The sequence below is a fragment of the Leclercia adecarboxylata genome (assembly GCF_023639785.1).
Classification (GTDB): Bacteria; Pseudomonadota; Gammaproteobacteria; order Enterobacterales; family Enterobacteriaceae; genus Enterobacter; species Enterobacter adecarboxylatus_D.
Genome location: NZ_CP098325.1, coordinates 2,735,431 through 2,747,877 on the forward strand (window position 1 = coordinate 2,735,431; position 12,447 = coordinate 2,747,877).

Consider the following 12,447-nt stretch of genomic DNA (forward strand, 5'->3'; position numbering starts at 1 on the left):
AAGAGAGAAGCAATTTTCATGCCTTTTCATTGTTCAGGAGTCAACATGCAGAAGATTGTGATTGTCGCCAACGGCGCGGCCTATGGCAGCGAATCGCTGTTTAACAGCCTGCGACTGGCCATTGCCTTACGCGAGCAGGAGAGCGACCTCGATCTGCGCCTGTTTTTAATGTCCGATGCGGTCACCGCCGGGCTGCGCGGCCAGAAGCCTGCGGAGGGCTACAACATTCAGCAGATGCTGGAGATCCTGACGGCGCAAAACGTGCCGGTGAAGCTGTGCAAAACCTGCGCCGATGGCCGCGGCATCAGCGCCCTGCCGCTGATTGAGGGGGTAGAGATTGGTACCCTGGTGGAGCTGGCGCAGTGGACGTTATCCGCGGATAAACTATTAACATTTTAATAATACTTTAACTGAAATATTTTTTTCTTATGAGCGCGGTTCCAGCATCAAGTTTACCTGCCCGTTGCCGATAGGCTTTTTACAACAACACAGCAGGTATTACATTTATGTTCAGGTCAATTCGCGCTCGTATTATTGCGGCGACGGTCGGATGTCTGATCGCCGCGCTTCTATTGAACACCGTCATTAACTTCCAGGTCACGCGTCAGGACAATCAACAGTCGCAACGCTCAATGCTCGCCAGTACCAGCGCCAGCCACAGCATGGCGATTGCCGACTGGGTCAGCAGCAAGACGACGGTCATCAACTCCCTGCAAAACGTTGCCCTGAGCGACGATCCGGTACCGATGTTTAAACAGCTGGCCCAGGCTGGCGGGTTTATTAACGTCTATGTCGGCTACGCCAGCAAAACCGCGAAGTTCTCCAATCCCGACGGCGTGCCCGCCGACTACGATCCGACGGTGCGCCCGTGGTATCAGCAGGCCGTGAAAGAAGATCGCGCCATTGTCACCGCGCCCTATGTCGATACCGGTACCAAAAAGCTGGTGGTGACCTTCGCCGTGCCGGTGAAAGAGAACGGCGAATTAAAAGCCGTGCTGGCGGGCGACGTGGCGATGGACAGCGTGATCGCCAACGTTCGCGGCATTCATCCGACCCCGGCCAGTAGCGGTCTGCTGGTGGACAGCGATGGCGCGGTCATTGCCGCCAGCGATCCTGAGCTGACCCTGAAGCCCTTCAGGGATGTCATCAGCGGCGTCGATCTGGCAGCGCTGAAAAACGGCAACAGCGCTAACGGGGAGTACAACGGCGTGGCGAAAATCTTCTCTGCGACCCCGATTGCCGGCACCCAGTGGCAGCTGATTGTGGCGCTCGACAGCGATGATGCCACCTCGGGTATGCGCACCCTGCTGAAAGCCTCCTCCCTGTCGCTGGTGGTCCTCGTGCTGCTCAGCGCCGTGGTGGTGCACTTTGTGATTGCCCGTCTGCTGAAACGCCTGTCGGAGATCCGCGATGCGATGCATGCCATTGCTAACGGCACCAACGATCTCTCCCAGCGCCTGCCGGAGAAAGGTGACGATGAGGTGGCGCAGATCGCCCATGCGTTCAACGCCTTCAGCGATAAGCTGTCGGTGGTAATGGTGCAGCTGCGCGACGCCAGCGCCTCGGTGAAAAACGCCGCCCAGGAGATTGCCGCCGGTAACCAGGATCTCTCTGGCCGTACCGAGCGGGCCGCCTCCAGCCTGCGAGAAACCGCCAGCGCCGTGGAGCAGATCACCGCCTCCGTCGCCCAGTCCACCGAATCCGCCGCCGTGGCGAACGAGCAGGCTAGCAAAGCCGCCGAGGCCGCGACGCGCGGCGGCAGCGTGGTGTCCCAGGCAATCTCCACCATGCAGTCCATCGAGGCCGCCTCGACCAAAATTGGCGACATCACCAGCGTGATTGACGGCATTGCCTTCCAGACCAACATCCTGGCGCTGAACGCCTCGGTCGAAGCGGCGCGAGCGGGTGAACAGGGTCGTGGCTTTGCGGTCGTGGCGGGAGAAGTGCGTAACCTGGCCAGCCGCAGCGCCCAGGCGGCAAAAGAGATCAAGAGCCTGATAGACTCCACTACCGACAGCGTGGCCACCGGTTCGCGCTATGTGCATCTCGCCGGCCAGAGCATGGATGAGATTGTCACCAGCATCGGCAGCATGTCGGGGATCATGCGGGAGATCACCGTCGCCACCAGCGAGCAGATGAAAGGCATTCAGGAGATTAACCGCGCGGTGCTCAATCTGGACAGCATGGTGCAGCAGAACGCCGAGCTGGTGGTGGAGTCAGCCGCCGCGGCCAGCGCCCTGCAGGGTCAGGCAGGCGACCTCGCTGAGACCGCAGGCCATTTCCGCATTTAATGTCAGAACGCTGCCTGAAAGCCGCGTAAAGCGACGTCAGCTGAACCCTTTCAGGCATATTGTCATTTTTGTTTAAGGTTTATGCCATTTTTTGATCAAAATCAGCACTCCTGCTCTTCCCCTTTGGTGTTATGCCATGAGTGAATTGTGAACAACATCACGCTCAGGATTGGCGGCAAGGAGCGCGTCGTTTTCAGATACGGGGTAAAAAAATGGCACTGGTAAAAGCAAGTCTGAAGTTGTTTGGCGGGGATACGGTAGTGGTTCGCTGCTCAGAGCGCTGTCATATTCATCTGATGAGTAATAAAGCACCACGTAAAACGCAGGCGGATATTTTAAGCGTGCAGGACAGAGACAACGCCTGGCTCACGGTGCCCTACACCGGGACCTGGGAGGTGCTCATCGACAGCCATAGCCAGTCTCTTGAGCACTCCATCAGCTACGTCGCAGCATAAAAAGTTCGCCCGGTTGCCACCGGGCGTTTTTTCAGGCAAAGCTCGCATTCAGCGGGCTATCGGGCTGGGCGCCGTCAAGTAACGCCCGCACCCGCGACACCAGCTCATTAAGACAATCATCCTGCATACCCAGACGCGTCAACTCCTGGTCGAGGGAGAAGAGGTACTGGGCGTTGGTGCCAAGCGGGCCGCTGGCCGCGGCAATCAGCGGGGCGATCACCTGGGCGCGGGTATCGGCTTCAAACAGCGGATGGCGCGGATCCATAATGAACACCAGCGCATTGACGGTACGCCCGTCATCGAGTTCCAGCTTGCACCAGCTTGGCATATAGCAGCCGGTGATCATCTCGCGCTTCCACAGCAGCGCCAGCTCCTCTTCCAGGCTCGCATCCGGCAGGCGATAGGCCACGCCCGTGGTGCGTCCGCCCTCTTTCAGTGCAAGCATGCGCCCTGGCTGGCAGGCGCTGCCGCGTCCGGCGGTCAGGCGCAGACAGAAGGCGCGATGCCAGCCCGGCAGCGTCCCGGTTGCCGATTCGACAAACTCCAGCGCCGGGTTCCACATCAGGGAGCCATAGCCGAACAGCCATACCGGACCGTTGTCCGGACGGCAGGCAAGGGTTGCGGCCAGCGACGCCGCTCGCTGCTCGGCTGACCACAGAAGCGACTCTTCAATCGCACCAAAGGCCGTTTTACAGTCGGCCTTCATCAGAAAATCACGCGTTAACATATTGCACCTCCGCCACTGCCTGCTTCCCTGCACTCACTTTATGAACCTTCCAGGTCCTTTTACTGCTCAATTAGAAAGCAGTACGGTGACGATATGCAATAAACTCGCCGGGTGCAACAGAGCAGCGCTTTGACAGCCTTAAAAGTCAAAGGGCACAGTGCAAACTATTAAACACAGCTCACTCAGTAAGGGCTATTTCTTCTTGTGCCACTTATCGTCCTCGCCCTTTTCATAATCATGCTTTACCGCCGCCCAGGCCACCTTGTGGGCAGTCTCTTCGCGGCTGTCATCCCCCCGACGGTCCTCTTTGTCTTTGTACTGATCCCAGGCGCTGTTAAAGGCTTCTTTATAGATATCCTGGGCGTGGGCAGGCAGCACGTTCTTAACGTTATCCGGTAAATCACTTTTCGCTTTATATGGCATGGCAAACCCCTCTTTTTGATTAATTATTAAGTGTGGTCGACAATGCGGGAGGCTGCCAGTCCAAATGACATTCGGATAGCTTTATGACCTAATTGACTGTTATTAAGGATATATTTAACAAAAACTTAATGTTATGGGAATCTCAGATTAAAATGACCTGATACCGTAAAATTAAGTAAAAGATAAACGGCAATCAAGCGCAATCTGTTAATTTAACGTGCTCTTTTTCTGTCTACAATTATAAGCACCTGCAACTCTGGAGATATACATGACAACAGCACACGAGACGGTGAAAACCCGTCATAAGGAGACGTCTCTCATTTTCCCGGTGCTGGCCCTGGCCGTACTGCTCTTCTGGGGAAGCAGTCAGTCGTTGCCAGTGGTCATCGGTATTAATTTGCTTGCCCTGGTGGGTATTCTGAGCAGCGCCTTTAGCGTTGTCCGTCATGCCGACGTGTTGGCCCACCGCCTGGGCGAACCCTATGGTTCCCTGATTTTAAGTCTTTCCGTCGTTATCCTTGAAGTGAGCCTTATTTCCGCCCTGATGGCGACGGGAGACGCCGCGCCAACGCTGATGCGCGATACGCTCTATTCCATCATTATGATCGTCACCGGCGGGCTGGTCGGCTTCTCGCTGCTGCTGGGCGGGCGTAAATTTGCCACGCAGTATCTGAACCTGTTTGGCATTAAGCAGTATCTGATCGCTCTCTTCCCGCTGGCGATTATTGTGCTGGTGTTTCCGATGGCGTTGCCGGGGGCCAATTTTACTACCGGTCAGGCTTTGCTCGTGGCGCTGATTTCCGCGGCCATGTACGGCGTGTTTTTGCTTATCCAGACCAAAACGCACCAGAGTCTGTTCGTGTATGAGCACGAAGATGAGAGCGACGACGATGACCCGCATCACGGCAAGCCGTCCGCGCACAGCAGCCTGTGGCACACCGTCTGGCTGGTTGTCCATCTGATTGCGGTTATTGCGGTGACCAAAATGAATGCGAACCCGCTGGAAACCCTGCTGACCGAGATGAACGCGCCGGTGGCCTTTACCGGTTTCCTGGTGGCGCTGCTGATCCTCTCCCCGGAAGGGCTGGGGGCGTTGCGTGCGGTGCTGAACAATCAGGTGCAGCGTGCCATGAACCTGTTCTTTGGTTCGGTACTGGCGACCATCTCTCTTACCGTGCCGGTCGTGACGCTGATTGCTTTCTTCACCGGTAACGAGCTGCAGTTCAGCCTCGGCGCACCCGAGATGATTGTGATGGTGGCCTCGCTGCTGCTGTGCCAGATTTCGTTTTCCACCGGACGCACCAATGTGCTCAACGGTGCGGCGCACATGGCGCTGTTTGCGGCATATTTGATGACGATATTTGCGTGACGCGGCATTGCCGGGCATTGCACGGTGCGGCCTGATGCCCTCACCCCGCCCCTCTCCCACAGGGAGAGGGAGCACACACAAAAAAAGGCAACTTGCGTTGCCTTTTTGCTTTTATTTCGCGTTTTTTTTCATTGATCGAATTAGTTCGACGTATCCAGCTCGTCAAAGCTCTTAACCAGATCGTCAATCGCTTTAATTTGCTTCAGGAACGGTTCCAGCTTATCCAGCGGCAGCGCGGATGGGCCGTCGCACTTGGCGTTGGCTGGATCCGGGTGCGCTTCAATGAACAGGCCCGCCAGACCGGTCGCCATACCGGCGCGAGCCAGTTCGGTAACCTGAGCACGACGGCCGCCGGAGGCTGCACCAAACGGGTCGCGGCACTGCAGGGCGTGGGTAACGTCGAAGATCACCGGGGACTGGTTGGAGACGTTCTTCATCACGCTGAAGCCCAGCATGTCGACCACCAGGTTGTCGTAACCGAAGTTAGCGCCACGGTCGCACAGAATAACCTGGTCGTTACCACCTTCGATAAACTTATCGACGATATTCCCCATCTGGCCTGGGCTTACGAACTGCGGTTTTTTCACGTTGATGACAGCGCCGGTCTTCGCCATCGCTTCAACCAGATCGGTCTGGCGGGCGAGGAACGCTGGCAGCTGGATCACGTCCACAACGTCAGCCACGGGCTGCGCCTGGCTTGCTTCGTGGACGTCGGTGATCACTTTTACGCCAAAGGTCTGCTTCAGCTCCTGGAAAATCTTCATCCCCTCTTCCAGGCCCGGGCCACGGTAAGAGCGAATAGAGGAGCGGTTGGCTTTGTCAAAAGAGGCTTTGAACACGTACGGAATGCCCAGCTTCTGGGTCACGGTCACGTAATGTTCGCAGATACGCATCGCGAGGTCGCGGGATTCCAGAACGTTCATGCCGCCGAACAGCACGAACGGCAGGTCGTTCGCCACGTTGATATCGCCAATGCTAACCACTTTTTGTTTCATAGGATCGCCTTATTCAGGGGTGAATCGGAATTAAGATTAATGCAGTGTAATCTGTTTGTGCGCGATGGAATTAATCTGCGCGCGGATCATTTCGCTGATCGGATCTTCCGGACACTGCTCAACAAAATAACTCAAATCATTGAGCGCAACGTGGTCGCACTCAAGCTGGACGTAGATCAGACCGCGGTCGCGGATTTCGTACGGATCTTCCGGATTAAACTGCAGCAGCACTTCACTGGCACGCAACGCCAGCTCCATCTGCCGCTCTTCCATCAGCGCCGACTTCAGGGTGTCCAGCAGCTTGCGAATCACTTCGGCGTTATCCGCTTCGTCCAGATCTTCGTTGTACAGCTCCGCCATCGGACTGATGTTGCCTTTCAGCCAGACATCCAGCGTGTGGTCGTCGAGGGTCTCGCCATTGAACGGGTTGATTAACCACATTTCACCGTCAAGCCACTCGGCGCGCAGCAGCATCTGCGTCGGGAAGATGACCGGCACCAGCGGGATATCCAGGCGGTGGGCCACCCATAATAAAATCGCCCCCAGGGAGACGGCGCTGCCCTGACGGTTTTTCAGTACCTGATCGAGCCACAGCGCGTCGGAGAGCCGATACACGCCGCGCGTATCGCAAAAGCCCCACTCGCCATAAAACAGCTCAATCAGTTTTTCCAGTTGCCAGTCCTGAGGGCGCGCCTGATTAATCTCTTCACGCGCCAGACTCACCAGCTTCTCCAGCTCGTCGTAGACATACTGCGAAATGAAATCATCGCGGATCATCTCTGATACCTCAATCATCCCATCGCACAGCGGCACTTTATTAAATTCGAAATCGGCCAAGGACCTCATGACTTACCCCAGTATCGGTATTCTTGTGGTGGCGAGTTTAATGATGATGTACAGCACCACCAGCCCCAGCAGAAAGGCAATAAACCCCACCTGCTGGCTGCGCGGACGATGACGTCCCAGCGCAATAAAACCCAAAACGATGTAGATGATAACGCCAAACAGCTTTTCAGTCAGCCATGACCCTTCATCCGTAAACGGCAGATAGCCGGTCACCCACATCAGGCCCGCCCCGGACAGAAACAGCACGGTGTCGATACAGTGCGGTAGCACCCGCACCCAGCGCGCGTTGATAAGGGCGTTATTGCTGTACCGCCACCAGTAACGTAGCGCAAAAAAACTGACGGTCAGGGTGACTGCCGCCAGATGCAGGGTGATGAGTACAGAAAAGCTATTCATGCCATTTGCCCAGGGTCAGGCGCTCATTACCGCCATAGTCACGGCAGGTTTCAACCTGCGTGAAACCGGCCTGACGGAAAAGATTGCGCACCGGTTCGCCCTGCGTCCAGCCGTGCTCCAGCAGCAACCAGCCGCCGCTGACCAGATGTTGACGAGCCTGGAGGATGATATGGCTGAGATCCGCCAGGCCGTGATCCGCCGCAACCAGCGCGCTGCGCGGTTCAAAACGCACGTCGCCTTCGCCGAGATGCGGGTCGCACTCATCAATATAGGGCGGATTACTGACGATCGTCTCAAACTGCTGGTCGCCAAGCGCGCTAAACCAGCTGCTCTGCTGCACCGTGACGTTCTTCAGCCCCAGGCGCTCAAGGTTTCGCTGCGCCAGCGCCACCGCGTCGGGCATTACGTCCACCGCCGTCACCTGGCAGTCCGGACGCTCGCTGGCCAGCGCCAGAGCGATGGCTCCGGTGCCGGTGCCTAAATCCAGAATACGCCCCGGCGTGGCGGGCAATCTCGCCAGCGCCTGCTCCACCAGACATTCGGTATCGGGACGGGGGATCAGAGTGGCGGCAGAGACATACAGCGGCAGCGACCAGAACTCACGCTCGCCCACCAGGTGGGCCACCGGCTCGCCGGTTTTACGTCGGGCCAGAAGAGCATCAAGCTCTGCTTGCTGATCGGCGGTGAGCCTGGTTTCACCAAAGGCGAGAAGATAGGTGCGTGCTTTGCCGGTCACGTGCTCCAGCAGGATCTCCGCATCGCGACGGGGACTTTCGCCGCCCGCCAGGGTACGTATCGCCTGCTGTAACCAGTGCTGAAAATCCATTAATCCTGCTCTGCCAGCGCCGCCAGCTGATCGGCCTGGTACTCCTGCACGATAGGCTCGATCAGCGAATCCAGTTTGCCTTCCATGGTCTCATCCAGACGGTAGAGGGTCAGGTTGATGCGGTGATCGGTCACGCGGCCCTGCGGGAAGTTATAGGTGCGGTTGCGATCGCTGCGATCGCCGCTGCCCAGCAGGTTACGACGGGTGGAGGCTTCTGCCTGCTGGCGTTTTGCCATCTCTGCGGCATGAATACGGGCACCCAGCACCGACAGCGCTTTGGCTTTGTTTTTATGCTGGGAACGTTCATCCTGACACTCCACCACAATGCCGGTTGGCAGGTGGGTAATACGGATCGCGGAGTCGGTGGTGTTAACGTGCTGACCGCCCGCGCCCGAGGAGCGGAAGGTATCGATACGCAGATCGGCCGGGTTGATATCCGGCAATTCGGCTTCCGGCAGCTCGGGCATGACCGCCACGGTGCAGGCGGAGGTATGGATACGGCCCTGTGATTCGGTGGCCGGTACGCGCTGAACGCGATGACCGCCGGACTCAAACTTCAGGCGTCCGTACACCCCATCGCCGCTGATTTTGGCGATCACTTCTTTATAGCCGCCATGTTCGCCTTCGTTGGCGCTCATGATCTCCACGCGCCAGCGACGCGACTCGGCGTAGCGGCTGTACATGCGGAACAGGTCCCCGGCAAACAGGGCGGCTTCATCCCCGCCGGTCCCGGCGCGGACTTCGACAAAGGCGTTGCGCTCATCGTCCGGATCTTTAGGCAGAAGCAGCACCTGAAGCTGCTGCTCCATCTCTTCAGAGCGGGCTTTGGCTTCCTGTAACTCTTCCTGCGCCATCTCGCGCATTTCCGGGTCGTCGAGCATCATCTGCGCGGTTTCGATATCTTCCTGAACCTGTTGCCATTCGGTAAAGCAGCGCGACACGTCACTTAGTTGTGCATATTCACGCGACAGGGCGCGGAAACGTTCCTGGTCGGCAATGGTGGAGGCATCGCCGAGCAACGCCTGAACTTCTTCATGGCGCTCGTGCAGCGCTTCCAGTTTGGCGACGATAGAGGGCTTCATAGGCGTAAGTGCACCTTTTAATTATAAAATGGGTATGGCGCGCTATTCCAGCCCGAGGCTGTCGCGCAGAATGGTCAGGCGTTCGTCGTCCCCGTCACGGGCAGCCTGTTGAAGTGATTTGGTTGGCGCATGGATCAGACGGTTGGTCAGTTTCCATGCCAGTTCCTGCATAATGACCTGCGGATCGCCGCCCTGCTGAAGGGCCGCCATCGCTTTGGCAGTGAGTTCATTACGAACCTGCTCCGCCTGACCGCGGTATTCGCGGATAGTCTCGCTGACGCTTTGCGCGCGCAGCCAGGCCATAAATTCGCTGGTTTCCTGCTCGACAATCGTTTCGGCCTGCACCGCCGCCGCTTTACGCTGGGCGAGGTTATGGGAAATGATGCTCTGCAGATCGTCCACGCTGTACAGATAGGCGTTCGCCAGCTTGCCGACTTCCGGTTCAACATCACGCGGGACGGCGATGTCCACCAGCAGCATTGGCTGATTGCGGCGGGACTTAAGGGCGCGTTCCACCATGCCTTTACCGATGATCGGCAGCGGGCTGGCGGTGGAGCTGATGATGATATCCGCCTCGTTCAGACGGGCGTCGATGTCGCTCAGGGCGATCACTTCCGCGCCCACCTCATCCGCCAGCGCCTGGGCGCGCTCACGGGTACGGTTGGCGATAATCATCTTCTTCACTTTGTGCTCGCGCAGATGCCGCGCGACCAGCTCGATAGTTTCGCCCGCGCCGACCAGCAGCACAGAGACCGTCGAGAGGGATTCAAAGATCTGGCGCGCCAGCGTACAGGCGGCAAACGCAACGGAAACCGCACTGGCGCCAATGTCGGTTTCGGTTCGCACTCGCTTGGCGACAGAGAAGGATTTCTGGAACATGCGCTCCAGCTCGCTGGCCTTGAGATGGCCTTTTTGCGAGTCGGCAAAGGCTTTTTTGACCTGCCCGAGGATCTGCGGTTCACCCAGAACCAGCGAGTCAAGGCCGCTGGCCACGCGCATCAGATGGCTGACCGCATCGTTATCCTGATGCCAGTAGAGGCTGTTGCGCAGCTCTTCTTCGTTCAGGTTGTGGTATTCGCATAACCAGCGGATAAGCGCTTCGTGCAGGTTATCCTGCTCTTCCACGCTGAGATAGAGCTCAGTCCGGTTGCACGTCGACAGCACCACGCCCCCCTGCACCATTGGCTGGGCAAGCAGACTTTCCAGCGCCTGGTCGAGCGTATCCGGCGAAAACGTCACGCGTTCTCGCAGTGAAACCGGGGCCGTTTTGTGGTTAATACCGAGTGCTAAAAGGGTCATATGAGCGGGAGTAGTACCAGCGTTAATAAGGTTAGCAGGCCGCATCATACAGGATGCGCGAGATCAATAAAAGAGACTGCCCCCTTTCGGAGTAATAGGTTACCAGTTGCTCTTAACCGCTAATTTGATGATTTAGGACAACTTGAGCGTAGACGCTCCCGTGCCCGGGCGCTAGCATTAAGGATTATAACCGCCACGTATCTCAAGGATTTGTCCTCATTATGACCAGACTGATTCGCCTGCTGCCCCTCGCCGCGCTGGTGCTGACCGCATGTTCTATTACGCCACCTAAAGGGCCCGGCAAAAGCCCGGATTCGCCGCAGTGGCGTCAGCACCAGCAGGAGGTGCGCGGTTTAAGCCAGTACCAGACCCGCGGTGCTTTTGCGTATCTGTCGGATCGGCAGAAAGTGTATGCCCGCTTCTTCTGGCAGCAGACCGGCCAGGACCGCTATCGCCTGCTGTTGCTTAACCCGGTGGGAAGCACGGAGATGGAGCTGATTGCTCAGCCAGGCAGCGCGCAAATCACCGACAATAAAGGGCAGAAATATACCGGCACCGATGCTGAAGAGATGATCGGCAAGCTGACCGGGATGCCGATTCCGATCACCAGCCTGCGTCAGTGGATCCTGGGGCTGCCGGGCGATGCCACCGACTACAAGCTCGACGACCAGTATCGTCTGAGTGAGGTGAACTACAGCCAGAACGGTAAAAACTGGCACGTGGTTTACGGCGGCTACGACAGCAACACCAAACCGGCCCTGCCGACCAGCCTTGAGCTGACCGAAGGCGGCCAGCGCATCAAGCTGAAGATGGATAACTGGATTGTCAAATGATGACCCACTGGCCCTCTCCCGCAAAACTGAACCTGTTTTTATACATCACCGGCCAGCGTGCTGACGGTTATCACACCCTGCAGACGCTGTTTCAGTTTATTGACTACGGCGACACCCTTTCGGTTGAACCTCGTCAGGACGGGCTGATTCGTCTGCTCACCCCGGTGGAAGGCGTGGCGGATGAAGATAACCTGATCGTCCGCGCTGCCCGCCTGCTGATGGCCGCGGCGCAGCAGAGCGGTCGCCTGCCAGCGGGAAGCGGCGCGGATATCAGCGTGGAGAAGCGCCTGCCGATGGGCGGCGGTTTGGGCGGCGGGTCGTCAAATGCCGCCACCGTGCTGGTGGTGCTCAATCACCTGTGGGGCTGCGATCTTTCGGTGGATGAACTGGCTGCGCTCGGGCTGACGCTCGGCGCCGATGTGCCGGTGTTTGTCCGCGGGCATGCCGCCTTTGCCGAAGGCGTGGGTGAGATCCTCACCCCGGCAGAACCTGCCGAAAAATGGTACCTGGTGGCCCACCCGGGCGTCAGCATTCCGACCCCGGTTATCTTTAAGGATCCGGACCTTCCACGCGATACGCCCGTCCGGTCAATAGAAACGTTATTAAACTGTGAATTCAGCAACGATTGCGAGGATATCGCAAGAAAACGTTTTCGCGAGGTTGATGTCGCGCTTTCCTGGCTGTTAGAATACGCGCCGTCGCGCCTGACTGGCACAGGAGCCTGTGTCTTTGCTGAATTTGATACGGAATCCGCCGCACGTCAGGTGCTCGAGCTGGCTCCAGAGTGGCTGCATGGTTTCGTAGCGCGTGGTATGAACATCTCCCCGCTACAGCAGGCCATTCTGGCGCAATCTGAGTTTCGGTGACAACGTCACCCTGTTCCAGACGTTGCATCGCGCTCTTTA

Annotated in this window: 14 protein-coding genes; 6 read left to right on the plus strand and 8 right to left on the minus strand. The window is 57.7% G+C overall.

Translation table 11 applies throughout. From position 1 onward, the window contains the following. Nucleotides 1-45 precede the first annotated feature (45 nt). From ychN to NB069_RS13015, 3 genes are all read left to right on the plus strand, one after another. A complete protein-coding gene (ychN, locus tag NB069_RS13005) occupies nt 46-399 on the plus strand; it encodes a DsrE/F sulfur relay family protein YchN (protein WP_250584149.1) in 354 nt (117 codons plus the stop codon). A gap of 107 nt (nt 400-506) precedes the next feature. Further along, nucleotides 507-2,291 carry a methyl-accepting chemotaxis protein gene (locus NB069_RS13010; protein WP_250584151.1) on the plus strand — a complete coding sequence of 595 codons (1,785 nt, stop codon included), beginning with the start codon at nt 507-509 and terminating at the stop codon, nt 2,289-2,291. A 212-nt stretch (nt 2,292-2,503) separates the two neighbouring features. Beyond that, a complete protein-coding gene (locus NB069_RS13015; protein ID WP_039030709.1) occupies nt 2,504-2,746 on the plus strand; it encodes a DUF1883 domain-containing protein in 243 nt (80 codons plus the stop codon). A 31-nt stretch (nt 2,747-2,777) separates the two neighbouring features. Here the strand turns inward: NB069_RS13015 and NB069_RS13020 are convergent, their stop codons facing one another. Both NB069_RS13020 and chaB read right to left on the minus strand, forming a co-directional pair. Further along, nucleotides 2,778-3,473: a gamma-glutamylcyclotransferase gene (locus tag NB069_RS13020; protein ID WP_250584153.1), complete on the minus strand. Its 696-nt coding sequence runs from the start codon at nt 3,471-3,473 to the stop codon at nt 2,778-2,780. A gap of 192 nt (nt 3,474-3,665) precedes the next feature. Next, on the minus strand, nt 3,666-3,896 hold the full coding sequence (gene chaB / locus NB069_RS13025) for a putative cation transport regulator ChaB (RefSeq protein WP_250584155.1): 231 nt from the start codon (nt 3,894-3,896) through the stop codon (nt 3,666-3,668). Between the two features lie 268 nt (nt 3,897-4,164). On the opposite strand from chaB, the gene chaA reads away from it, so the two are divergent. Beyond that, the gene (chaA, locus tag NB069_RS13030; RefSeq protein WP_250584157.1) at nt 4,165-5,265 is read left to right on the plus strand and encodes a sodium-potassium/proton antiporter ChaA; all 1,101 of its coding nucleotides are present in this window, start codon (nt 4,165-4,167) and stop codon (nt 5,263-5,265) included. Nucleotides 5,266-5,405: 140 nt separating this feature from the next. Here chaA and kdsA read toward each other — a convergent pair whose 3' ends face one another. Genes kdsA through hemA form a run of 6 tightly spaced genes read right to left on the minus strand, consistent with a single transcriptional unit; the run spans nt 5,406 to nt 10,709 of the window. Further along, nucleotides 5,406-6,260, minus strand: a complete 855-nt coding sequence (gene kdsA / locus NB069_RS13035) for a 3-deoxy-8-phosphooctulonate synthase (RefSeq protein ID WP_250584159.1) — start codon at nt 6,258-6,260, stop codon at nt 5,406-5,408. A gap of 36 nt (nt 6,261-6,296) precedes the next feature. Then, nucleotides 6,297-7,106: an invasion regulator SirB1 gene (sirB1, locus tag NB069_RS13040; RefSeq protein WP_250584161.1), complete on the minus strand. Its 810-nt coding sequence runs from the start codon at nt 7,104-7,106 to the stop codon at nt 6,297-6,299. A 3-nt stretch (nt 7,107-7,109) separates the two neighbouring features. Continuing rightward, the gene (sirB2, locus tag NB069_RS13045) at nt 7,110-7,502 is read right to left on the minus strand and encodes an invasion regulator SirB2 (RefSeq protein ID WP_250584163.1); all 393 of its coding nucleotides are present in this window, start codon (nt 7,500-7,502) and stop codon (nt 7,110-7,112) included. Continuing rightward, the gene (prmC, locus tag NB069_RS13050) at nt 7,495-8,328 is read right to left on the minus strand and encodes a peptide chain release factor N(5)-glutamine methyltransferase (RefSeq protein WP_250584165.1); all 834 of its coding nucleotides are present in this window, start codon (nt 8,326-8,328) and stop codon (nt 7,495-7,497) included. The genes sirB2 and prmC overlap by 8 nt, the downstream gene beginning before the upstream one ends. Then, nucleotides 8,328-9,410 carry a peptide chain release factor 1 gene (gene prfA, locus NB069_RS13055; RefSeq protein ID WP_250584167.1) on the minus strand — a complete coding sequence of 361 codons (1,083 nt, stop codon included), beginning with the start codon at nt 9,408-9,410 and terminating at the stop codon, nt 8,328-8,330. Before prfA ends, prmC begins: the two co-directional genes overlap by 1 nt. Nucleotides 9,411-9,452: 42 nt before the next feature. After that, nucleotides 9,453-10,709, minus strand: coding sequence for a glutamyl-tRNA reductase (gene hemA, locus NB069_RS13060; protein WP_250584169.1), 1,257 nt, complete (start codon nt 10,707-10,709; stop codon nt 9,453-9,455). A gap of 221 nt (nt 10,710-10,930) precedes the next feature. On the opposite strand from hemA, the gene lolB reads away from it, so the two are divergent. Next, complete coding sequence (gene lolB, locus NB069_RS13065) at nt 10,931-11,542, plus strand: lipoprotein insertase outer membrane protein LolB (RefSeq protein ID WP_250584171.1); 612 nt, start codon at nt 10,931-10,933, stop codon at nt 11,540-11,542. Continuing rightward, entirely contained in the window at nt 11,539-12,408 is an 870-nt protein-coding gene (gene ispE / locus NB069_RS13070) for a 4-(cytidine 5'-diphospho)-2-C-methyl-D-erythritol kinase (RefSeq protein ID WP_250584173.1), read from the plus strand. Before lolB ends, ispE begins: the two co-directional genes overlap by 4 nt. Nucleotides 12,409-12,447: the final 39 nt, after the last annotated feature.

Coding starts and splice junctions, on each gene's coding strand:
- ychN (WP_250584149.1), top strand. CDS start 46: ATGCAGAAGATTGTGATTGTCGCCAACGGCGCGGCCTATGGCAGCGAA.
- NB069_RS13010 (WP_250584151.1), top strand. CDS start 507: ATGTTCAGGTCAATTCGCGCTCGTATTATTGCGGCGACGGTCGGATGT.
- NB069_RS13015 (WP_039030709.1), top strand. CDS start 2,504: ATGGCACTGGTAAAAGCAAGTCTGAAGTTGTTTGGCGGGGATACGGTA.
- NB069_RS13020 (WP_250584153.1), bottom strand. CDS start 3,473: ATGTTAACGCGTGATTTTCTGATGAAGGCCGACTGTAAAACGGCCTTT.
- chaB (WP_250584155.1), bottom strand. CDS start 3,896: ATGCCATATAAAGCGAAAAGTGATTTACCGGATAACGTTAAGAACGTG.
- chaA (WP_250584157.1), top strand. CDS start 4,165: ATGACAACAGCACACGAGACGGTGAAAACCCGTCATAAGGAGACGTCT.
- kdsA (WP_250584159.1), bottom strand. CDS start 6,260: ATGAAACAAAAAGTGGTTAGCATTGGCGATATCAACGTGGCGAACGAC.
- sirB1 (WP_250584161.1), bottom strand. CDS start 7,106: ATGAGGTCCTTGGCCGATTTCGAATTTAATAAAGTGCCGCTGTGCGAT.
- sirB2 (WP_250584163.1), bottom strand. CDS start 7,502: ATGAATAGCTTTTCTGTACTCATCACCCTGCATCTGGCGGCAGTCACC.
- prmC (WP_250584165.1), bottom strand. CDS start 8,328: ATGGATTTTCAGCACTGGTTACAGCAGGCGATACGTACCCTGGCGGGC.
- prfA (WP_250584167.1), bottom strand. CDS start 9,410: ATGAAGCCCTCTATCGTCGCCAAACTGGAAGCGCTGCACGAGCGCCAT.
- hemA (WP_250584169.1), bottom strand. CDS start 10,709: ATGACCCTTTTAGCACTCGGTATTAACCACAAAACGGCCCCGGTTTCA.
- lolB (WP_250584171.1), top strand. CDS start 10,931: ATGACCAGACTGATTCGCCTGCTGCCCCTCGCCGCGCTGGTGCTGACC.
- ispE (WP_250584173.1), top strand. CDS start 11,539: ATGATGACCCACTGGCCCTCTCCCGCAAAACTGAACCTGTTTTTATAC.